Here is a 21441-nt window from a genome sequence, read left to right as displayed (position 1 = left end):
CGATGAGCGCCCACACGCCCCTGCTGCCGCGCAAGCCCCTGCCGGACGGTTTCCTCGATCGGGTCGGGGCCCTTGTCGGGGACCGGCTGGCCACGGGGGAGGCGATCCGCCTGCAACATGGCCAGAGCGAAGCCCATTTCGAGCCGGTGCTGCCCGATGCGGTGGTCTTCGCCGCGACGACCGAGGAAGTGGCGGCCCTCGTCAAGCTGTGCGTGGGGGCGGGGGTGCCGATCATCCCCTTCGGCGCGGGTACCTCGATCGAGGGTAACACGATCCCGGTCATGGGCGGAATCACCATCGATCTCAGCCGGATGGACGCCATTATTGAGGTCAATCAGGAGGATTTCGACTGTACCGTGCAGGCGGGCGTGCGGCGCGAACAATTGAACGAGCATCTGCGCGATCAGGGCCTGTTCTTCCCGATCGATCCGGGGGCCAACGCCACCATCGGCGGCATGGCGGCCACGCGAGCTTCAGGAACGAATGCCGTGCGTTACGGGACGATGCGCGAAGCCATTCTGAGCCTGAAGGTGGTGACGCTGGACGGCAAGATCATCCGGACGGCGCGGCGCGCGCGCAAGTCTGCGGCCGGCTATGACCTGACCCGGTTGATGATCGGCAGCGAAGGGACGCTGGGCATCATCACCGAAGTGACGTTGCGCCTGCATGCCATCCCCGAAGCGATATCTTCGGCCGTATGCAGTTTCGACAGCTTGCAGGGCGCGGTCGACACGGTGGTGCAGTCGATCCAGATCGGCGTGCCGCTGGCGCGAGTGGAGATATTGGACGATGCGCAGATGCGCGCGGTCAATCGCTGGTCGAAGCTCGACTATCCGGAGCTGACCACCCTGTTCTTCGAGTTCCACGGGTCGCAATCCTATGTGGACGAGCAGGTTCGGACAGTGGAAGAAATCGCCGCCATGAATGGCGGGGGTGAATTTCGCTGGTCGAACCTGCCCGAACAACGCTCCAAATTATGGAAGGCCCGGCACGAGGCCTATTATGCCGCCGTCAACATGCGGCCCGGCGCGATCGGATGGGCGACGGACGTGTGCGTACCGATCAGCCGGCTCGCCGAATGCATCACTCAAACGCGCGAGGATCTGGACAAGGCCAGCCTGCCCGCGACGATATTGGGCCATGTCGGCGACGGCAATTTCCACGTCATCTTCTCCATCGATCCCAACGCGCCGGAAGAGATGGTGGAGGTTGAAGCGATCAACCAGCGGCTGGTCGACCGGGCGCTGGCGATGGACGGCACCTGCACCGGCGAACATGGCATCGGCCTTGGCAAACAACATTGCCTGGTGGATGAACTGGGTGAGGCGGTCGACCTGATGCGCGTCATCAAGCGGGCCTTGGACCCGCAGAATCTGTTCAATCCGGGCAAGATTTTCACCTTCTGAGACAGGCATGTTTAGCCGGGGGGCTAAACTGCCCGGCCGCGCCGGTTCCCCTTGGCGCGGCCGGGCATCACAGGAAAAAGGATGGCCATGACCAGTCTGCCGCTCGTCGATCCGGCGCTTCGCCCCATGTCGGGCGCCCACAGTCCATCCTTCCTGCGCATCCTGCCATCCTTGCTGATCCTGGCGCTGGCGATGGCGGCCGGCTTCACCATGATGGGATCGTTCAGCATGGTGCAGGAGGGCGCGAAGGCGGAAATGGCGCTCAGCGACTTTCAACTGTCGCTGGTGCAGGGCGTTGCCGCCGCCGTGCCGCTGCTGCTCTTTTCCATACCCATCGGGTTATTGGTGGATCGCACCAACCGGCTGCGGCTGTTCATCGGCCTGGCTATGGTCTGGACGGTCGGCACCTTCCTGACCGCCACGGCCCAGAACGTCGCCATGCTCTTTCTTGCGCGCATGCTGGCGGGCATCGGCACCACCGGCGCGCTGACTGCTGCGTTGTCGCTCTGCGCCGACTTCTGTCCGCCGCATCAGCGGGGCAGGGCGCTGCTGATCGTGACCCTGGGCAAGGCATTGGGGCAGGCGGGGGCCTTCGCGCTGGCCGGTTGGCTGCTCAGCCTGTTCCTGCATCGCGCCGCCGGGGCCCTGTTCGCCGACGTCGCCCCCTGGCGCGCCACCCATTATGCGCTGGCCGCGATCAGCGCCGCGCTGGTCCTGCCGATGTTCCTGCTGCGTGAACCTGCACGGCGCGAAGTGGCGGCGGGCATCCATGCCCCCTGGCGTGTCGTGGTCGCCGAACTTTGGTCGCGTCGCGCCTTCCTCGCCCCGCTGTTCATCGGGCAGGTCAGCGTGGTGATGGCCGATGCCGCCGCCGCCATCTGGGCCTCGCCGGTCCTGTCGCGCAGCTATGGCCTCGCCCCGCCCGATTTTGCCGGATGGATGGGCAGCCTCATCTTCCTGACCGGGGTGGTCGGATCGGTCCTGGGCGGCGTCGCGGCCGATATCGGGCAGAAGAGCGGCCGAAAGGGCGGCCTGCTGATCGGGGCGGTGATTGCCGCTGGCCTCGGCATTCCCGCCGCGCTCTTTCCGATCATGCCGGGTATCCCCAGCTTTGCCGTGGCTCTGGGCGCGCTGATGCTGTGCGGCACGATTACCGGCCTCATCACGTCGGTCGCGCTAACGGTGATGTTGCCCAATGAGGTGCGCGGCCTGTGTATCGGTGCCTTCATCGCGCTGGCCGGGCTGATCGGTTTCGGCGTTGCGCCCACGCTGGTCACTGCGATCAGCGGGCTGCTGGGTGGGGAGGCGCATCTGGGTGAGGGGCTGGCGGCGGTAGGCGTGACCGTCAGCTGCATATCGCTCGGCGCCTTCTGGCTGGCCATGCGGCGATCTCCCGTCAAACCTATCTGATAGCTATTGCCGAAAGCTATCAGATAGGTCATGATGCTGGATAAGGAGAGGATGTTCATGGACCGAATCATCATATCGCCCGAAATGATCGCGCTGATTGGGCCGGGAATGGCGACGCCATCGAATGACGCCGGCCTGACCACCGCCTTCATCCTGGGCTTTGGCGCGGTGGGGCAGGCGGCATCCTTCCGACTGGTCGATCGGCCCACGCTTGACGATCTGAATGACGATCGGGGCAATCGCCTGATCCTGCTGGTATCGCCCGATGCCTGTGCGCGGGTGGCGGATGGGGCCGTGCCGATGCTGCCGGGCGTGGCTTATTATCTGCCGGCACCGCTGCGCGCCATCGCGCTCGCCATTCGCGATTGCACCCTGCATGAGGCCGCCGCCACCCCCTATCGCCTGGCCAAGAGTATCGAGTTGCTCTGCGACCTGCTGCGGATCGGACGGGAGGAGGGCTATGTCCCGATCGGTCAGGATGCGCTGCTGTCCCGCGCGGATAGCGAGCGGTTGCTGAGCGCGCGCCGCATGATCGAGGATCGCTGGGCGGAAAAACTGACGCTGGACGGCATCGCGCGCGCCTGCGGCCTCAATCGCGCCAAGCTGACGCGCGGCTTTCGCGATATGTTCGGTTGCACCGTGGCGGATGCGATCATGGCCCAGCGGCTCGACCGGGCGGGCGCCATGCTGATCGCCACCGAATTGCCGATATCGTCGGTCGGCTATCGTTGCGGCTATCTCAACAATGCCAGCTTCACCCGTGCCTTCGCCCGCCATTTCGGCGTTGCGCCGACGCAATATCGTGCCCACAGGCTGGCCGCATGATGGCGACGCGGGCGGTCCAAACAAACGGGGGCGAAGATGGCGGCTCCCTGGTCAACCGGGCCATCCAGGCCGTGCGCGACCATATTCGCGACCATGGGATGAAGGTGGGCGACACGCTGCCGGGCGAGGGCAGCTTCGCCGCCGATCTGGGCGTCAGCCGCGCGGTGATGCGGGAAGCCTTTGGCGCGCTGGCTGCATTACGCCTGATCGACGTCGGCAATGGCCGGCGCGCGCGGGTAGGGGCGATCGACGGGTCGGTGATGGGCGCCTCGCTCGACCATGCCGTGTCGACCGAACAGGTCAGCGTCGCCGATGTGTGGGATGTGCGACGCACGCTGGAACTGCGCATCGCTGCCCTTGCTGCGGAGCGCCGCACGGATGAGCAGGCGGCCCATATCCTGTCGATCGCGCAGGCGATGGCGGATGGCCAGCATGATATGGCGCAGGTGACGCGGCAGGATATCGCGCTGCACACCGCCATTGCCGAGGCCGCGTCAAACCTGCTGTTTGCGCAGATCATGCGATCTTTCGAACCGCTAATGGAAACGGCGGTGCCGCGCGCTTGGGAAACGCGACAGACCGATACGCAGCGGCAGGATATCCTGGCCTGTCACATGGATCTGGCGCAGGCGATCGCCCGGCGCGATCCCGCTGGGGCAGCAGCGGCGATCGACCGGCATTTCGATACATCCATCGGTCAGATGCTCGGCTCCTGAAACGGAGCCGAGCGCCCGTCATTCCTCCGATATGCGCAGCACCGGCTTGACCACCTGACCGCTTTCGCTGGCGGCGATCGCTTCGTTGATGGCGTCGAACGGGAAATGGCCGATCAGACGGTCGAAGGGGAAGCGGCCCGCCCGATAATGGTCCATCAATTCGGGCAGGAAAGCCTGCAAGTCGCTGTCGCCGCCCAATATGCCCATGATCCGGCGGCCGCCGCCCATCAGCGCGGCTTCGTTGAAGCTCACCATATCGGCCGGGCCGGACGCACCGACCAGCCCGGCGATACCCATCGGCGCCAGCAGCGACACCGCCTGTTCGATCAGCCGGTTGATCCCGGTCGTGTCGAAGGCATAGCCAAGCCCCGCCGGGCACAGGTCGCGGATGCGGGCGGCGACATCATCCTTGCCGTTGATCACATGGGTCGCGCCCAGTTCCTGCGCCAGCGTCAGACGCGATTCATGCACGTCGATGGCGATGATGGGGTCAGCGCCGGCAATTTTCGCTGCCATGATTGCGGCCATGCCGACCGTTCCGGCGCCCCATATTGCGATCGGCAAGCCCGCGCGCACCTTCATCGCCCGCAGCACGGCGCCGGCTCCAGTCATCAGGCCGCAGCCGATCGGCGCCAATATGTCCAGCGGCACGCCATCCATCGTGTCGGGCACGCGCACGACATTGCGTTCATGCGCGATGGCATGGGTGGCGAAGGCGGACTGGCCGAAGAAGTGGCCGTTCAGTGGCTGGCCGTCCTGAAACAGGGTGGGGCTGCCGTCGGCGCGCGTGCCCGACCAGTTATGCGGGAAGAATTCGTAGCAATAGGTCGGCGCATCGACCGCACAGCTGGGGCAATGGCCGCAACTGTTGAAGCTCATCACCACCCGGTCGCCGGGCTTTACGGCCGTCACGGCGCTGCCGACCGCCTCCACGATGCCGGCGCCTTCATGGCCCAGCACGATGGGCAACGGGACCGGCAATTGCGCATCGCGCACCGCCAGATCGGTATGGCATATGCCGCAGGCGACGATCCGGACGCGCAGTTCGTCCGGCCGCAACGCGTCAAGCTGCACGTCGGCGATGGCGAATGGCTGGCTGCTGCCGTGGCATATGGCGGCTCTGGCGGTGGTCATGCGGCATCCTCTCAATTTATAACGATCATTAGGATGATGACCGGCAAGGCCGGAATTTGTAAGGCCTTTTCGCGATCGGCGGTGTTTTCTGGTGAAAAATCGCCGGCTGGCCTTACGCGGAAGCGATCTCCATATAATCGATAATATATATTATGTTAAACTCCACCACATCCCGACAGCATTACCACTGTCCAACTCGCTGTCTCATGTCATCCCGTCAGGCGATCGCCAGTACGCTACTCAGAATGATCCGCACCAGTTCCGCCTGACCCCGCGCACCCATCTTGGCGTAGATCTTCTTGGAATAATTGCGGGCCGTCTCGACGGTGAGGTTCAGGTTCGCGGCAGCTTCCGCGATCGGGATGCCCTGCGCGATCTCCCAGGCAAGCCGCGCCTCGCTCGGCAACAGGCCGAACAGTTCGACCAACTGCTCGCATCGGTCCGCCTGCGACGATCGGTCGCCGCTCAGGTAGACGATCGCCGCCGGCGCATTGCCCGCCGCGACGGATCCGCCCCGGAACGGCGCCACCAACATGTCCATGCGTGGATCGCGGCTGAGGTTGACCGCATGCGGCCGCGCATCGGCATCCTGCGCGAACCGTTTGACCAACGCGGTCAGTTCCCGGTCCAGATCTGGCGATGCCGGGGTCAAGCGATCATAACGGCCGCGTCGCAGCAGGCCGTTGCGCTGAAACAACTGATCGACATGGGCTGTCATGTCCAGGATGCGGCACTGCGCATCCAGCGTCAACCAGCCGAAGTTCAAGCGACCAAAAGCTTCCGATGCCAGACTGGACCGCAGCCTTTCCCGCTCAAGCGCCACGAACCCACGCATCGCGATGCGCAGATGCGGCGCCAGCGCAGTCAGCAAGGATGTGGCGGAGGATGACAGATGCCGTCCTCCGCAGCAAAGCCATGCGTTGACGCCGCTCTCCTCTGCGACCCGAACCGCCCGCAAATCTTCTATGCCGATCGGTAGAAGTTCTTCTTCACGCCAGGCGTTACGCGCGGCGTCATCCGGATCGATCAGTTCGCCTAGGGCATAGACCCGCCCTTCCCGCATCGGCCGTCGCGGCTTGGATGATTGAAGATCATTGTCCGTGAAAATATTACCTAGATTCAATGATGTTACTGGCCCGGCATGCAGCGCGACCAACCCGGTTTCATGGGGTGGATCAAAGGTCAGACCGGCATAGAGCACCTGCAAACGGCCGCGTAATCGCTCCAGAAAATCATGCCATAGCGGCTGCTGAAACATGCCGTCATGCAGGCTGGCCAACAAGCTGGAATCGTCCAATCGCATGGACAGCGGCATAGACCCTCCCATATGGGAGGTCCAATGATTGTTGCCGGGTGGCAATGGAACGCGCAAGAAGATTGCGAGGATAGATGGTGGACGCGAAGACCCTGACCCATTTGGAGCGGCTGGAAGCCGAGAGCATCCATATTCTGCGCGAAGTGGTGGCCGAAGCCGAAAAGCCGGTCATGCTCTATTCGGTGGGCAAGGACAGCGCCGTGATGCTGCATCTGGCGCGCAAGGCCTTTTACCCCTCGCCCCCGCCTTTCCCGCTGCTGCATGTCGATACGACCTGGAAATTCCAGGAAATGTACAAGCTGCGCGACCGGATGGCGCAGGAAAGCGGCATGGAACTGCTGGTCTACCAGAATCCCGAAGCGGCCGAGCGCGGTATCAACCCGTTCGACCATGGCCCGCTGCACACCGACATGTGGAAGACGGAGGGATTGAAGCAGGCGCTCAACCTCTACGGGTTCGACGCGGCCTTTGGCGGTGCGCGCCGCGACGAGGAAAAGAGCCGGGCGAAGGAGCGTATCTTCTCCTTCCGCACCGCGTCGCATGGTTGGGATCCCAAGAACCAGCGGCCCGAACTGTGGAACCTCTATAACGCCCGCAAGAACAAGGGCGAGAGCATCCGCATCTTCCCGATCAGCAATTGGACCGAGCTGGATATCTGGCAATATATCCACCTGAACGACGTGCCGATCGTGCCGCTTTATTTCGCGGACGAACGCCCGACGGTGGAGCGCGACGGCATGTTGCTGATGGTCGATGATGATCGCTTCCCGCTGCAACCGGGCGAAGAACCGGTGATGCGCTCCATCCGGTTCCGCACGCTGGGCTGCTATCCGCTGACCGGCGCGGTCGAGAGCACGGCCAAGACGCTGCCCGACGTGATCCAGGAAACGCTGCTGACCACCACGTCGGAGCGTCAGGGCCGCGCGATCGACAAGGATGCGGGCGGCGCCGGCATGGAGAAGAAGAAACAAGAGGGTTACTTTTGACGCGCCACGTCATCCGCGAGCGGGTGACGAAGCGTCAACCCCAGCGCAGGCTGGGGTCGCGTGCTATCCGGCACAACCTTCCCAAGATCAACGCGATCCCAGTTTCCGCTGGGATGACGGGATGAACATATGACCGACCCCATCTACAAGACAGACGCTCTCATCGCGCAGGATATCGACCAGTATCTCAAGGTCCATGAGCATAAGACGATGCTGCGGTTCATCACCTGCGGGTCGGTGGACGATGGCAAGTCGACACTGATCGGCCGCCTGCTATACGACAGCAAGATGATCTTCGAGGATCAACTTGCCGCGCTGGAGGCGGACAGCAAGAAGGTCGGCACGCAGGGGCAGGAGATCGACTTCGCGCTCCTCGTCGATGGGCTTGCCGCCGAGCGTGAACAGGGCATCACCATCGACGTCGCCTATCGCTTCTTCGCGACCGAAAAGCGCAAGTTCATCGTCGCCGACACGCCCGGCCACGAACAATATACCCGCAATATGGTCACCGGCGCATCGACCGCCGACCTCGCCGTCATCCTGATCGACGCGCGCAAGGGCATCCTGACCCAGACCCGTCGGCACAGCTATCTCGCCCACTTGATCGGTATCCGCAACATCGTCCTGGCGGTGAACAAGATGGATCTGGTCGGTTATGATCAGGCGGTGTTCGACAAGATCGTGGCCGACTATGCCGCGTTCGCCCGTTCGATCGGCATCACGTCTTTCACCCCCATGCCGATCTCTGGTTTCAAGGGCGACAATATCACTGGCCCCAGCGCGAACACGCCCTGGTATAAGGGGCCGGCGCTGATCGAGCATCTGGAAACGGTGGAGGTCAACAGCGCAGCCGACGCGGACAAGCCGTTCCGCATGGCCGTCCAATGGGTCAACCGCCCCAATCTGGATTTCCGCGGCTTTTCCGGCCAGATCGCGACGGGCAGCGTCAAGCCGGGTGACGCCATCCGCGTCCTGCCGTCGGGCAAGACCAGCACGATCACCCGCATCGTCACGCTGGACGGCGATCTGGATGAGGCCGTCGCTGGCCAGTCGGTCACGCTCTGCTTTGCGGACGAGGTCGATTGCTCGCGCGGGGATGTGATCGCCGCGTCGGACAACCCGCCCCAGGCCGCCGACCAGTTCGAGGCGACGATCGTGTGGATGGCGGACGAGGAAATGCTGCCGGGCCGCTCCTATTGGCTCAAGATCGGCACCCAAATGGTGACGGCCACGATCCAGCAGCCCAAATATCAAGTCAACGTCAATACGATGGAGCATCTGGCGGCCAAGACGCTGGAGTTGAACGCCATCGGCGTCGCCAACCTGTCGACCGACAAGCAGATCGTGTTCGAACCCTATGCGGCCAATCGGACGCTGGGCGGCTTCATCCTGATCGACAAGCTGACCAATGCGACGGTGGCGGCAGGCATGCTCCACTTCAGCCTGCGTCGCGCGCAGAATGTCCATTGGCAGGCGACCGACATCAGCCGCGATTTCCATGCGGGCCTGAAGAACCAGAAGCCGGCCGTGCTGTGGTTCACCGGGCTGTCGGGTGCGGGCAAGTCGACCATCGCCAATCTGGTGGAAAAGAAGCTGGCGCGGATGAACCGCCACACCTTCCTGCTGGATGGCGACAATGTGCGTCATGGCCTGAACAAGGATCTGGGCTTTACCGATGCTGACCGGGTGGAGAATATCCGCCGCGTGGGCGAAGTGGCCAAGCTGATGACGGACGCCGGCCTGATCGTCATCACGGCATTCATCTCCCCCTTCCGCGCCGAGCGCGACATGGTGCGGAGCATGATGCAGCCCGGCGAGTTCATCGAGGTGCATATCGACACGACGCTGGCCGATGCGGAAGCGCGGGACGTCAAGGGCCTCTACAAGAAAGCTCGATCGGGCCAGCTCAAGAATTTCACCGGCATCGACAGCCCCTATGAAGCGCCCGAAGACCCGGAAATCCGCATAGACACGGCGGCCATGACGGCGGAGGAAGCCGCCGACGCAATCGTCGCCAGGCTGATCCCGTGAGCGAGGCGCCGTCTGACAGGGCCGTAGCCGACGCAACGCTGGCTGCCCATCTGGCCCAAATAGCCGGGCGCCTGCTGCTCGACGTCCGCGCCTCCGCTTTGTTCAGCCCCAAGGCGCTGGGCAAGGCGGGGGATCAGACCGCCAACCAGTTCCTCTGCCACGCCCTGCGCGAACAGCGACCCGAAGACGGGCTGCTGTCGGAGGAGGAAAAGGACAATGAAGAGCGCTTAGCCAAGAGCCGTGTGTGGATCGTCGATCCGGTGGACGGCACGCGCGAATATGGCGAGGAGCGGACCGACTGGGCCGTGCATGTGGGCCTGGCCATCGACGGCATCCCCAGCATTGGCGCAGTGGCGCTGCCGGGCCTGGAGGGGGGCATCGTTCTGCGTACCGATCAAGTTCGGACCGTCCCCCCCGCGCCCGAAAAGCTGCGCATGGTCGTCAGCCGCACCCGGCCCGCCGCCGAAGCGCTGGCGGTTGCGGCGGCGATCGACGCGGAACTGGTACCGATGGGGTCTGCGGGCGCCAAGGCGATGGCGATCATCCTGGGGCAGGCCGATATCTATCTGCACAGCGGCGGGCAATATGAATGGGACAGCATGGCCCCTGTCGCGGTCGCGCGTGCGCATGGCCTGCATTGCTCGCGCATCGACGGGTCGCCGCTCGTCTATAACCGGGCGGACGTCTATCTGCCCGACCTGCTGATCTGCCGGCGGGAACATGCCGACGATGTGCTGCGGCAGGTGGCGCGCTATAATCAGAGCGTTGCAAGGGCCTGAACAGGCCCCCTTCCCTGCAAGCTGTAATAAAGCCGGTCGACATTGGCCGTCCGATCGGCATGATCCCGACTCGCCCGCGCAGTCCTGCGCCAAGGAGTTGATTATGTTGCCCTCTTTATCGTTTGTCCGCCCCCTGATGCTGGCTGGCCTGCTCTCCACGTCGGCCATCGCATTGGCGGCGCCGCCCAGTTTCGATGTCGCCCGTGTCAGCGCCGACATCAAGACTCTGGCCAGCGACGCATTTGAAGGGCGCGGCCCGGCGACCCGTGCCGAGGTGAAGACGATCGACTATATTTCGGCGCAGATGAAGGCGGCGGGGCTGAAGCCGGCCGGCCCCAAGGGCAGCTGGTTCCAGGACGTCCCGCTGCGCATGTCCAACATCACCGGAACGCCGACCCTGTCGATGACGATCGGCGGCGCTTCGCAACCCTTGGCGCAAGGGAGCGAGATCGCCGTGCGCGCGGCCGAGACAGGCCAGACGGCGGTCAAGTTCGCCAACCTGCCTCTGGTCTTCGTCGGCTATGGCGTGAAGGCGCCGGAGCGCGGCTGGGATGACTTCAAGGGCGTCGACCTCAAGGGCAAGATCATGGTCGTGCTGGTCAACGACCCGGATTTCGAGGGCGGCGAAGGCGATTTCGGCGGCAAGCTGATGACCTATTATGGCCGCTGGACCTATAAATATGAGGAAGCCGCGCGGCAGGGTGCGGCCGGCGTTCTGGTCGTGCATGAAAGCGAGCCGGCCTCCTATGGCTGGGCCACGGTCAAGAACAGCAACACCAACACCATGTTCGACATCGTCCGCGCCGATCCCAAGGCGGCGCATACGCAGATGGAAGGTTGGGTGCAGAAGGATCTGGCCGCCAAGTTGCTGGCCGCGTCCGGCGTAGATTTCGAAGCGGCCAAGGCAGCGGCGCGCAAGAAGGATTTCAAGCCCATTCCGCTCAAAGCCACGATGAGCGCCGACTATGCGGTGAAGTCCGAGATCATCACATCGCACAATGTCGCGGGCCTGGTGCAGGGCAGCAAATATCCCGACGAGACGGTGATCTATTCGGCACATTGGGATCATCTGGGCATCGGCGCGCCCGATGCAAAGGGCGACACCATCTATAATGGCGCGAAGGATAATGCGTCGGGCACGGCGGCGCTGCTGGAACTGGCGCGCGCCTATGCCAAGGGGCCGAAGCCCGAGCGGACCGTCCTGTTCCTGGCGGTGACGGCCGAGGAAAAAGGGCTGCTGGGGTCCGAATATTATGCCGACAATCCGCTGCGGCCGCTGGCGACCACAGCGGGCGTCGTCAATATGGACGGGCCGTTCGGGATCGAGAAGACCAGCAATTTCAGCATTTCGGGCGCAGCCAAGCTGGACCTGCTGACCACGTTGACGCAGGAAGGCGAGAAATTGGGTCGCCATTATACGCCGGATGCGCGGCCGGAGGCGGGCAGCTTCTATCGGTCGGATCACTTCCCGATGGCCAAGCGCGGCGTACCGGCCATTTCCTTCAATCCGGGGCGCGAACTGGTCAATGGCGGGGCCGAGCGCGGCAAGCTGTTGCAGGACGCCTATACCAAGGATCGCTATCACCAACCGGCCGACGAATATGACGCCAACTGGGATACGAGCAGCTGGGTCGGCGACCTGACCCTGCTCTACAATGTCGGGCGGCGCGTGGCCGACAGCCATGACTGGCCCAACTGGTCGGCGGATAGCGAATTCCGCGCGACCCGCGATGCGACGACGGCGCAGCGGAAATAGGATGGTATAACCATAAGCTATGCCCCGGTCAGTTCGGCCCGATTGCCGATGCTGACCGGGGAGAGGAATATGGCGGCCTGCTGAGGAGCCGCCATGACCATCTCTCAATCCCTGAACGCCATCGCCACCGTATCGCTGCGCGGAACGCTGGAGGAGAAGCTGAAGGCCGCCGCTGCTGCGGGCTTTGCCGGGGTCGAGATTTTCGAGAATGACCTGATCGGGTCGGCGCTTTCGCCTAGGGACGTGCGGGCGATGCTGGACGATCTGGGGCTGGCCTGCATGCTCTATCAACCCTTCCGCGATTTCGAAGGGTTGCCGGGCGACCTGCGCCGCCGCGCCTTCGACCGGGCGCGAGCCAAGTTCGACCTGATGGAAGAGCTGGGGACCGACCGCATCCTCTTCTGCTCCAGTTGCCATCCCGCCGCGCTGGGCGAGCGGGCGCGGATCGTCGATGATTTCCGCGAGCTGGGCGGTATCGCGCAGGAACGCGGCATCATCGTGGGCTATGAGGCGCTGGCCTGGGGCCGGCATGTCAACGACCATCGCGACGCCTGGGCCATCGTGGAGGCGGTCGATCATCCGAATATCGGCATCATCCTGGACAGCTATCATTCGCTGTCGCGCCAGATACCGAGCGAGAGCATCCGGGCGATACCGGGCGACAAGATCGCTTTCGTGCAACTGGCCGACGCGCCGTTGCTGGATATGGACCTGCTCTATTGGAGCCGGCATTTCCGCAATCTGCCAGGACAGGGCGGGCTGGACGTCGCGGGTTTCGTGGCGGAGATATTGCGTACCGGCTATGACGGGCCATTGAGCCTCGAAATCTTCAACGATCGCTTCCGGTCCAACGCCGCACGGCTGGTGGCGGAGGATGGGCATCGTTCGCTCGACTATGTGCGCGATGCCGCGCAACGGCTGATCGACCAGCCCACCGCCATGCCTGCACCTCAGCCGGTGCTGGGTTGCGAATTCGTGGAGTTCACTGCCGATGGCAGCGATGCCGCGCGGCTGGGCAGCAGCTTTGCGTCGTTGGGCTTCACGCTGGTGGGCGAGCATCGCCACAAGAAGGTGACGCGGTGGCGGCAGGGCGGCGTCAACCTGATCGTCAATGCCGAACCCAAGGGCTTTGCCAGCGCCTATCGCGCGACGCAGGGCACATCCATCTGCGCCATCGGGGTGCGGGTGAAGGACAAAGCGGCGGTGCTGGCCCGCGCCGCCGCGCTGGGCATCAAGGCCTATAGTCCCGAAGGACGACCGGGACGGATGGCGATGCCCGCGCTGCGCGGGGTCGGGGGCAGCCTCATCTACCTGATCGACGATCATGAGGTGGAAGGGCTGTGGGCTCGCGAGTTCGACGCGGTTGAAATGGATGCGGATGCCATCGGTGCCGATGTGCGCAGCATCGACCATCTGGCCGCCGTGGTCCATAATGATGAATTCCTGTCCTGGCAGCTGTACTGGCGATCGCTGTTCGGGCTGGAGGCGCGGGCGGCGCAAGATGTGATCGACCCGTCGGGGCTGGTCCATAGCCAGGCCTTGCAGTCGGCGGACGGGGCGTTTCGGGTCACGATCAACGCGTCCGATGCGCGGGAGACCCTGTCGTCCCGCTTCCTCGACCATGGCTTCGGCGGTGGGTATCAGCATGTCGCGCTGACCACCGACGACATTTTCGCGACGGCCAAGGGCTTGCAGGACAATGGCGCCGCGATGCTGGAGATACCGGCCAATTATCATGCCGACCTTGCCGCGCGTTTCGACCTGGACGAGGTGCTGGCGGCGCGGATGGCGGATGACGGCGTCCTTTATGACGAGGATGGCGAAGGCGCCGGCTTCTGGCAGATGTATAGCCGGGCCTTCGACAAGCTGTTCTTCTTCGAATTCGTCCAGCGGGCCAAAGGCTATGGCGGCTATGGCGCGCCGAATGCCGGGGTGCGGTTGGCGGCACAGAACCGGTTCCGGCCGGATGCGATACCGGCGGCGACCTTGTAGGAATATGGGCGCTTAACTTCGCACATTTCCCGCTGATCGCGACATTTACGAACAGATGTTGGAAATAATAGGATTCACTTACTCCCATTCTCTCGAAGCGAGCGGAATAGCATTTGTAAGACGCTGTAGGACAGCGCCCTGCCCTACAGGATCACCTTGATCGTCGCGCCTGCCACCAGCGCGTCGGGATAGCGGTCGGTCGCGCCGACGCGGTGGATATATTGAAGGTTAGGGCGCAGCAGCAAGCGGCGGGTTGCCTGCCAGCCATAGAAGATTTCGCCGCTCATCTCATGGGTTTGCACCGCGACATTCTGACCCAGTGACAGCTGATCGCGCTGGCGGTCCGCAATGCGCGGATTGACGCGGGCATAGACGAGGCCGAGGCCGAAATTATCCCTGGGCCGGCTATCCCACAGGCCGCGCGCGACGAAGCCGCCGCTGATGAAGGTCGGCACCCGCGCAGTGTGGCGATCCGACAGGGTCAGCGTACCGAACAGGCTGAGGCCGCGATCGCCCGGACCGAACCGGACGATCATCTGTTCGCCCATCGCCCAGGCGCTCCACCGTTCCTGCCGCATCGCGGGCAAGAGGCCGGACAGGACATAGGAATCGCCATTGATATCGTCGCGCACATCGGCGCGATCGGTAGTATCGACCAGCGCGCCGATGCGCAGCAGGCCCGGTAATCCGCCTGGCTTCTGCCCGGTCTTCAACCCCAGCTCGACCGGAAAGACGAAGCTGTCGAAGCGGGGGGCGAGTTTCCACCCTGCCCCGGTCTGGGCGCGGAAGGCGTTGACCTCGAAGCCTGCCACCGTGACGCTGAGATTGGGCGCTATCTCCTGCCGCACGCGCAGGCCCCAGCGGGGGATCGGGAAGCCGGAAAAGCCGCTATTGTAGAAGAGCGTGGTCGGGCGCGGGCAGAAGGCGAAATTCTGGAACTGGCAACCGCTGGGCAAGGTCGCGAAATCGTCGCCCGTATGGTAGAGACCGAATTTCAACGCGGTCTTGCCGCCGTTCAACTTCTGTTCGTAGCTGAGTTCGGCCGGGCGCAGATCCTGGCCGCCACCGAACAATTCCTGCACTTCGAACAGGTTGCCGAGGCGGGTTGCGGTCAGATCCTCACCCTTGCGGTGGATGATCGTGGCGATCAGTTTGCCGCCGTCGAGGCCGAAGGCCTTGCCCGTGTCGATCGAGGCGGAGGCGAGCAATTGCTGGGTATAGGCCGCGCCGCCATCCCGCCCGCCGGTGAGGCTGGCCGCGCTTTCGGAGACATAGGAGAAGGTGAGATCGACGCCCTTGTCCTTCAGCCGCGTGCGCCAGCCGGGCTTGTCGGCCGGGGCGGCTGGCGGCGGCGTCTGGGGGCCGGCGGATGGCCCCTGTAACTGCGCGGCCTTCGCCAGCACCACCGGGGCAGGCACGACGATGGCAGGGGGCGTGTCGGCGATCATGCGGCGGATCCTGCGCTGGCGCGGTCGAAATCGCGGAGCATCCGCGCGGAATCGGGTTCGGTTCCCGTGAAGAGGGCGAAGGCATGGGCGGCCTGCATCACCGCCATGCCGCCTCCGGTCAGCGTCGCGCAGCCCTTCGCCTGCGCGGCGGCAAGCAAGGCGGTCTGAAGCGGGAAATAGATGATGTCCGACACCCATTGATCGGCCGTCAGCCAATCGGGATCGAAGGGCAGGCCCGGATGGCTGAGCATGCCGATGGGCGAAGTCTGAACCACGCCATCGGCGTCGCTGATGGCAGCCTGCGCCGTAGGGGCGGCCGTCACCTGCGCGGCGGGGAAGAGCGCGGCGAGGCGATCGGCCAGCGCCTGCGCACGATCCTGTGCGGGATCGAACAGGGTCAGGCGGGTGGCACCAAGGTCGAGATGGGCATAGCCCACCGCCGCCGCCGCGCCGCCTGCGCCGATCATCGCGACATGGGCGCGCTTGTGCTGGCCAAGGCCGGCCAGGAAATGCGCGCGGTAGCCCGACCAGTCGGTATTGTCGCCATAGGCCTGGCCGTTTTCGAACAGGATGGTGTTGACCGCGCCCAGCGCCTTCGCCGCAGGGGACAGGCTGTCGAGCAACGGCATGACGTCCTGCTTGAAAGGATGAGTGACGTTGATGCCGTCAAAGCCCATCGCCGCCAGCATGGGGATGAGGCGCGGCAAGCCAGAGGCGTCATAGTCCATCACTGCGCCATCGAGGATGCGATAGACCATGGGCAGGCTAAGCGCGCGGGCTTCGCCTTCGTGCATTTGCGGGCTGCGCGATCCGGCGATGCCGCTACCGATCAGGCCGCAGAGTATGGACGCGACCGGTCGGCCCGTATCCGATACGGGGGTCTGGAACATGGGATTTGTCCTTGGTCGAGAGGGTTCAGGCGGCCTTGGGCAGGCGAATGAGTGAGGCGCACAGGCCGGCCAGCACCACCGGCACCGCGAAGATGCCGAAGATCACCGGCAGCGATACCTTCGCCGCGAGCAGGAAGCCGCCCAGCATCGGGCCGATCACCGCGCCGATCCGGCCGACGCCCATGGCCCAGCCGATGCCGGTGCCGCGCGCTTCGGGCGGATAGAGACTGGCGGCGAGCGGGTAGCAGCCGTTGAAGCCGCCCTGTACGAAGACGCCGATCAGGAAGGCGGTACCCAGTGTCGCGGCGAGCGGCATGGCCACCGATCCGAAGATGGTGAGCGCGGCGGCGGCCAGCGCCATATAGACCAGGATCAGGCGGCGCAGGTCGAAGCGCATCGCGACCAAGCCGATCGAGGAAGTGCCGATGAAGGCCCCGACATTGTAGATGGCGCCGGCATAGATGGCATCCTTTGCCGGCAGGCCGGCCTCGACCGCCAGCTTGGGAATCCAGCTGATCACGAAATAAAGGGTCATGAAGCTGAAGGTGATGGCCAGCCAGAGCAGGATGGTGCTCGGCGCGCGGCCTTCGCTCAGCAGGCCGCGCACGCCGGCATTGCGGGCTTCGCGCTGTGCAAGCGGCGGCAGCGTGTCGAGTTGCGGCTGACCGATCGAGGCGAGCAGCTTGTTCGCCTTTTGCAGCGCGCCTTTCGGCTGGCGGCTGAGCAGGAAGGCGATGGATTCGGGCAGCAGCAGCCACACCAGCGGAATGGCGGCGGCGCACAGGAAGGCGGCGCCCAGCAGCATCGCCTGCCAGCCATGGGTGGTGACATGGCTGGCGACGACGAAGCCGGTGATGGTCGCGCCGACCGGATAGCCCGCCTGCAGGAAGCCGACCGCGAAGGTGCGATGCTTTTCGGGCGCATATTCGGCGGTGAGCGCAGCCATGCTGGCCAGCACGGTGCCGATGCCGATGCCGACCACGAAGCGGCTGGCGATCAGTTCGGGGATGGAGGTGGCGATGCCCGACGCGAACATGGCGACGGCCATCATGATGAGCGAAGCCAGGATCAGTTTGCGCCGGCCGAAGCGGTCGGCCAGCGGCGCGATCAGCAGGCCGCCGGCGGCCATGCCGGCCAGCCCCGCGCTGAACACGACGCCCAGGCTTTCGGGGCTGACCTGCCAGTCGGACGACAGCGCGGGCGCGATGTAGGAGAGGATCAGCACGTCCATGCCGTCGAGCATGTTGAGGATGAAGCAGGTCGCAACGACCAGAATCTGGCGCGCGGTCCAATTGCTGTCGGACGGCCGGGCCGAGACATTGTCTACGGTCACATAGGGCCGCACGGACACGGTGCCGCTGGCGGAATAACTGGCCATCTTGGAAACGCCTTTCATCCTCTCGGGAGCCACCGGCCCCTTCACATCAACCAACCCGGTGTCCTATCTGGTTCTATTCTGCGGGTCGGACCGCTATGTTGCGAACGATCCTTGCTTTCCATCATGCCAAACGCGCTTTGTCATGCCTTTATGTTATGGCTTCGGTCGTGGGAGGGCGAGGAGTACCGAGCGTGATATCTCCTCGAACGTCTCGCCGATGATGGCGCGCGGCGATTCCAGATTGCGGTTCATGTAGACGGGCAGCACGCCCGGCTCTTCGAACTCCAGGAAGCGTACCGTTTCGGCATGGGCCTGCATCGCGGTGAAGCTGTCAACCAGCGCCACGCCCATGCCATTGGCGACGAAGGCGACAGCCGTTTCGGCAAAACGGATATAGGTCGCGACCTCCAGTTCCTGCCCTGCCCGCGCGAACATGTCGGCGATGATCCGGCCGTGCGGCGTATCGGGGCGGAAGGATTGCAGTTGCTCGCCGGCGATGTCCGCCACGCTGATCCGGTTCCGGTCGGCGAGCGGGTGGCTGGAGGGGACGGCGCAGACCATACGTCCAGCGCCGATGCGGCTGGACAGGATGTTGGGATGGTCGAGCGGAAAGGCGGTCAGCGCATAGTCGCCACGCTGGAGCGCCAGATAATCGGCCGCCTGCTCTACCGAAAGAATATCGAACTGGATTGTGAGGCCAGGATAGTTGGCGGTGAGGCGGGCCAGCATTTGCGGCACGACCGAATGGCCGAGCGAGGGCGAGGCGCCGACGCGGAAGGTGCGGTCTTCCCCCTTGGCCAGACGCTTGATGACATGGTTGAGGTCTTCGAACCCCTTATAGACATGCTCGATCTCGTCGAACAGGACGCGCGCTTCATGGGTGGGGACCAGCCGGCCGCGCGTGCGGTCGAACAGGCGGAAGCGTAGCTTGTCCTCCATATGGCCGAGCATGCGGCTGAGGCCGGGCTGCGACGTGCCGAGCATCTGCGCGGCGGCGCTGACCGTCTTGGCGATCATGATGGCGCGAAAAATCTCGATCTGGCGCAGGGTGAGCATGGCGCCCCTTAGAGCATTCTGAAGTCGGCTGGAACAGCCGCAGCTCGCAGAATGCGGTCAACACACATAATCAGAGCATCATTTGCGCGCCTGTTGATATGGGATCGCGAGGCCCCTGCCCCCGATCCCATATCGATTCAGAACCGATAGTCCCAGGACAGGGTGAAGTTACGCCCCCGCCCGGCGAAATAATGGGCGTTGTCGTTGGGGCGGACCGTCTGACTGTAATAGTCGATATAGAAGGTATCGAAGATGTTCTGCGCCGCCAGCGTGAGTGCGCCAAAGCCGGTTTGGTAGCGCAGCGACAGGTCGGTCACGTCATAGCCGTCGAACCGGTAGAGCGGGTTGTAATTGCCCGGCGTGCGTTCGAACTGGCGGGCGAGGAAGAATTGGGTCTGGATGCGCGCCGAGATCGGACCATGTGCATAGCTGGCGGCGACGTTCAAACGATCGGGCGAGATGTTGGCGCCATCCAGGTCGCGATCGACCACATCGACGCCATTGTCCGACCCGTCGGTGCGGCCGATCAGATGGGCGTAACCGGTGGACAGGGTCAGGCCCGGCAGCGGTATCTTGACGCTCAGATTGAGTTCCAGGCCCTGAATTTCCACGCGCTGCCGCTGGATTTCGAACGGCGCGCCGATCGCGGTCTGGACCAGCAGCGAACCATTTTTGCTGGTCGACCAGAAATAGGCGGCACTGGCGTCGAGCGGCCCGCGCTTCACTTCCATGCCGATTTCGCGATTGTTGGACACGATCGGTTCGATATTCACATAATCGTCGATATCCACGCCCGGCGTGCCGACAGCGCGGGCGATGCGACCGACGTCCGGCACGGTATAGCCTTCGGCATAGCTGGCATAGGCCCGGATGCCGGTCCAGGGTTCCAGGATGACGCCGCCGTTGACCAGCGTATCGCTGAAGCGCGGCGTGCCGCCCGATACGGCAAAGCCGCCATAGCTGGCGAGCGTGGTATAATCGTCTATGCCGATCTTCACATCTTCATGACGGACGCCAGCGGCGATGCGCAGCTTCTTGTCGAACAGGGCCAGGTTCGCCTGCGCGAAGGGGGCGATGCTGCGATAGTCGGTCGGCGGCACCCAGGTGCGACCGGTGGCGATCAGCCGCTGTTCGGTTAGGTCGTAAAGCGCATCGACGCCGACGATGGCGGTCAGCGCCTCGAAACCGGGGATGGTGCGTTCATAGCTGAGCTTGCCGCCATATTTGCGGCTGCGATTCTGCGACTGATCGAACAATGTGCCGCCGGGCACAATCTGGAAGGTCGCGATCGGGGCGATTTCGCCGCCATAGGTGTCGCGCGAACGGTTGAAGAAGATTTGCGCGATCAGGTTGCCGCCGGCCAGATCGGTGTCGGTCAGGGTCAGCGCCGCGCTTTCCGTCCGGCTGGTGGCCGGTACGCCGGGCGGGGTGCCGCGCACGGATGTCGTCGGCAGGTCGATGCGATAATTGCCGTTGGAAGCGATATAATCGCCCTCCCCCTTCAACTGGAAACGGCTCATGGTCAGGTCGATGCGCGCGGTGTCGCTGAGCGCATAGCCGAAGCGGCCGAACAGCGACCAGCTGCGGCTGTCCTGCGTTTCGCCCTGGGTCAGGTCGGTGCCGACGCGATTGCCATGGCCGTCATAGAAGGTGCCACGCTTTTCATAGGCCGCGCCGACCATCGCATCCCAGCGGCCACCGCGCCAGGCGAGCAGGCCCGCGACCTTGCCGCCGATGCCGTCGCCATGGAAGCCGGTGTCGGCATTGCCCTGCACCAGCATGCGGCCGGAGAGGCCATCGCTCTTGGCAGGGGCTGCCGTCACCTGATTGACGATACCGCCGGTGCCGCCAATGCCCTGCAAGGCGTTGGAGCCGTAGATGAGTTCGACCCGATCGACGAAGAAGGGATCGATGGTGAAGCCGTCGCGCGCGCCGTCGCGCAGCGGCGCGGTCTGCGGGATGCCGTTGATGGCGTAGAGCGGCGATCGACCGCGCAGCGTTTCGCCGGCGCCCGACAATTTCTGACGCGTGGGCGAGAAGGAAGGGGTGAGCGTGGAGACGGCATCGACGATCGATCCGCCGATCGCCACCTGCTGATTGAGCGTTTCCTGATCGATGACGTCGATGGTCAGCGGCAACGCATTGGCCGGCAGGACCGAACGGGCTGCGGTGACGACGATATCGTCCGCTTCGGCGGCCTGGGCGAGCGGCGCGCCGGCAGCGAGGCTGGCCAGGGACAGCATCGTCGTGTTGAACAGCATGGCGGCGCGACTCTTCATATTTCCCCCTAACGGATGCGCCGGTCCGCTAGAGAAGTAT

General features: G+C 64.2%; 16 protein-coding genes. 9 read left to right on the top strand and 7 right to left on the bottom strand.

Annotated elements, in window-relative coordinates:
* The first annotated feature begins 2 nt into the window (after nt 1-2).
* The 4 genes from F4U95_RS00155 (at nt 3) to F4U95_RS00140 (ending at nt 4357) form a co-directional block, all read left to right on the top strand.
* Nucleotides 3-1406, top strand: coding sequence for an FAD-binding oxidoreductase (locus F4U95_RS00155; RefSeq protein WP_120253008.1), 1404 nt, complete (start codon nt 3-5; stop codon nt 1404-1406).
* A gap of 81 nt (nt 1407-1487) precedes the next feature.
* On the top strand, nt 1488-2816 hold the full coding sequence (locus F4U95_RS00150; RefSeq protein WP_232016228.1) for an MFS transporter: 1329 nt from the start codon (nt 1488-1490) through the stop codon (nt 2814-2816).
* A 57-nt stretch (nt 2817-2873) separates the two neighbouring features.
* Nucleotides 2874-3641 (top strand): AraC family transcriptional regulator, encoded by a 768-nt coding sequence (locus F4U95_RS00145; protein WP_120253546.1) that lies wholly within the window; start codon nt 2874-2876, stop codon nt 3639-3641.
* Nucleotides 3638-4357, top strand: a complete 720-nt coding sequence (locus tag F4U95_RS00140; RefSeq protein ID WP_120253007.1) for a FadR/GntR family transcriptional regulator — start codon at nt 3638-3640, stop codon at nt 4355-4357. Before F4U95_RS00145 ends, F4U95_RS00140 begins: the two co-directional genes overlap by 4 nt.
* 18 nt (nt 4358-4375) lie before the next feature.
* Here F4U95_RS00140 and F4U95_RS00135 read toward each other — a convergent pair whose 3' ends face one another.
* Both F4U95_RS00135 and F4U95_RS00130 read right to left on the bottom strand, forming a co-directional pair.
* Nucleotides 4376-5491 carry an NAD(P)-dependent alcohol dehydrogenase gene (locus tag F4U95_RS00135; RefSeq protein WP_120253006.1) on the bottom strand — a complete coding sequence of 372 codons (1116 nt, stop codon included), beginning with the start codon at nt 5489-5491 and terminating at the stop codon, nt 4376-4378.
* Nucleotides 5492-5708: 217 nt separating this feature from the next.
* Nucleotides 5709-6794 carry a helix-turn-helix transcriptional regulator gene (locus F4U95_RS00130; RefSeq protein ID WP_150424406.1) on the bottom strand — a complete coding sequence of 362 codons (1086 nt, stop codon included), beginning with the start codon at nt 6792-6794 and terminating at the stop codon, nt 5709-5711.
* A gap of 86 nt (nt 6795-6880) precedes the next feature.
* On the opposite strand from F4U95_RS00130, the gene cysD reads away from it, so the two are divergent.
* From cysD to F4U95_RS00105, 5 genes are all read left to right on the top strand, one after another.
* Nucleotides 6881-7792 carry a sulfate adenylyltransferase subunit CysD gene (gene cysD, locus F4U95_RS00125; protein ID WP_150424388.1) on the top strand — a complete coding sequence of 304 codons (912 nt, stop codon included), beginning with the start codon at nt 6881-6883 and terminating at the stop codon, nt 7790-7792.
* Nucleotides 7793-7921: 129 nt separating this feature from the next.
* On the top strand, nt 7922-9823 hold the full coding sequence (gene cysN, locus F4U95_RS00120; protein ID WP_150424387.1) for a sulfate adenylyltransferase subunit CysN: 1902 nt from the start codon (nt 7922-7924) through the stop codon (nt 9821-9823).
* A complete protein-coding gene (locus tag F4U95_RS00115) occupies nt 9820-10602 on the top strand; it encodes a 3'(2'),5'-bisphosphate nucleotidase CysQ (protein ID WP_150424386.1) in 783 nt (260 codons plus the stop codon). Before cysN ends, F4U95_RS00115 begins: the two co-directional genes overlap by 4 nt.
* A gap of 103 nt (nt 10603-10705) precedes the next feature.
* Nucleotides 10706-12358, top strand: a complete 1653-nt coding sequence (locus F4U95_RS00110; RefSeq protein WP_150424385.1) for a M28 family metallopeptidase — start codon at nt 10706-10708, stop codon at nt 12356-12358.
* 93 nt (nt 12359-12451) lie between these two features.
* A complete protein-coding gene (locus F4U95_RS00105) occupies nt 12452-14350 on the top strand; it encodes a bifunctional sugar phosphate isomerase/epimerase/4-hydroxyphenylpyruvate dioxygenase family protein (protein WP_150424384.1) in 1899 nt (632 codons plus the stop codon).
* A 143-nt stretch (nt 14351-14493) separates the two neighbouring features.
* Here the strand turns inward: F4U95_RS00105 and F4U95_RS00100 are convergent, their stop codons facing one another.
* The 5 genes from F4U95_RS00100 to F4U95_RS00080 all read right to left on the bottom strand — a co-directional run bounded on the left by F4U95_RS00100 (nt 14494) and on the right by F4U95_RS00080 (nt 21401).
* A complete protein-coding gene (locus tag F4U95_RS00100) occupies nt 14494-15798 on the bottom strand; it encodes a carbohydrate porin (protein ID WP_150424383.1) in 1305 nt (434 codons plus the stop codon).
* Complete coding sequence (locus F4U95_RS00095; RefSeq protein WP_150424382.1) at nt 15795-16688, bottom strand: shikimate dehydrogenase; 894 nt, start codon at nt 16686-16688, stop codon at nt 15795-15797. Before F4U95_RS00095 ends, F4U95_RS00100 begins: the two co-directional genes overlap by 4 nt.
* A gap of 25 nt (nt 16689-16713) precedes the next feature.
* Nucleotides 16714-18066 carry an MFS transporter gene (locus tag F4U95_RS00090; RefSeq protein ID WP_150424381.1) on the bottom strand — a complete coding sequence of 451 codons (1353 nt, stop codon included), beginning with the start codon at nt 18064-18066 and terminating at the stop codon, nt 16714-16716.
* A 153-nt stretch (nt 18067-18219) separates the two neighbouring features.
* Nucleotides 18220-19122 carry a LysR family transcriptional regulator gene (locus F4U95_RS00085; RefSeq protein ID WP_150424380.1) on the bottom strand — a complete coding sequence of 301 codons (903 nt, stop codon included), beginning with the start codon at nt 19120-19122 and terminating at the stop codon, nt 18220-18222.
* A gap of 137 nt (nt 19123-19259) precedes the next feature.
* Nucleotides 19260-21401 carry a TonB-dependent receptor gene (locus tag F4U95_RS00080; protein ID WP_150424379.1) on the bottom strand — a complete coding sequence of 714 codons (2142 nt, stop codon included), beginning with the start codon at nt 21399-21401 and terminating at the stop codon, nt 19260-19262.
* Nucleotides 21402-21441: the final 40 nt, after the last annotated feature.

The sequence above is a fragment of the Sphingobium limneticum genome (assembly GCF_008710165.1).
Taxonomy (GTDB): domain Bacteria; phylum Pseudomonadota; class Alphaproteobacteria; order Sphingomonadales; family Sphingomonadaceae; genus Sphingobium; species Sphingobium limneticum.
Note: the sequence above shows the minus strand (reverse complement) of the source record. Positions and strands in the feature narration are given on the sequence as shown.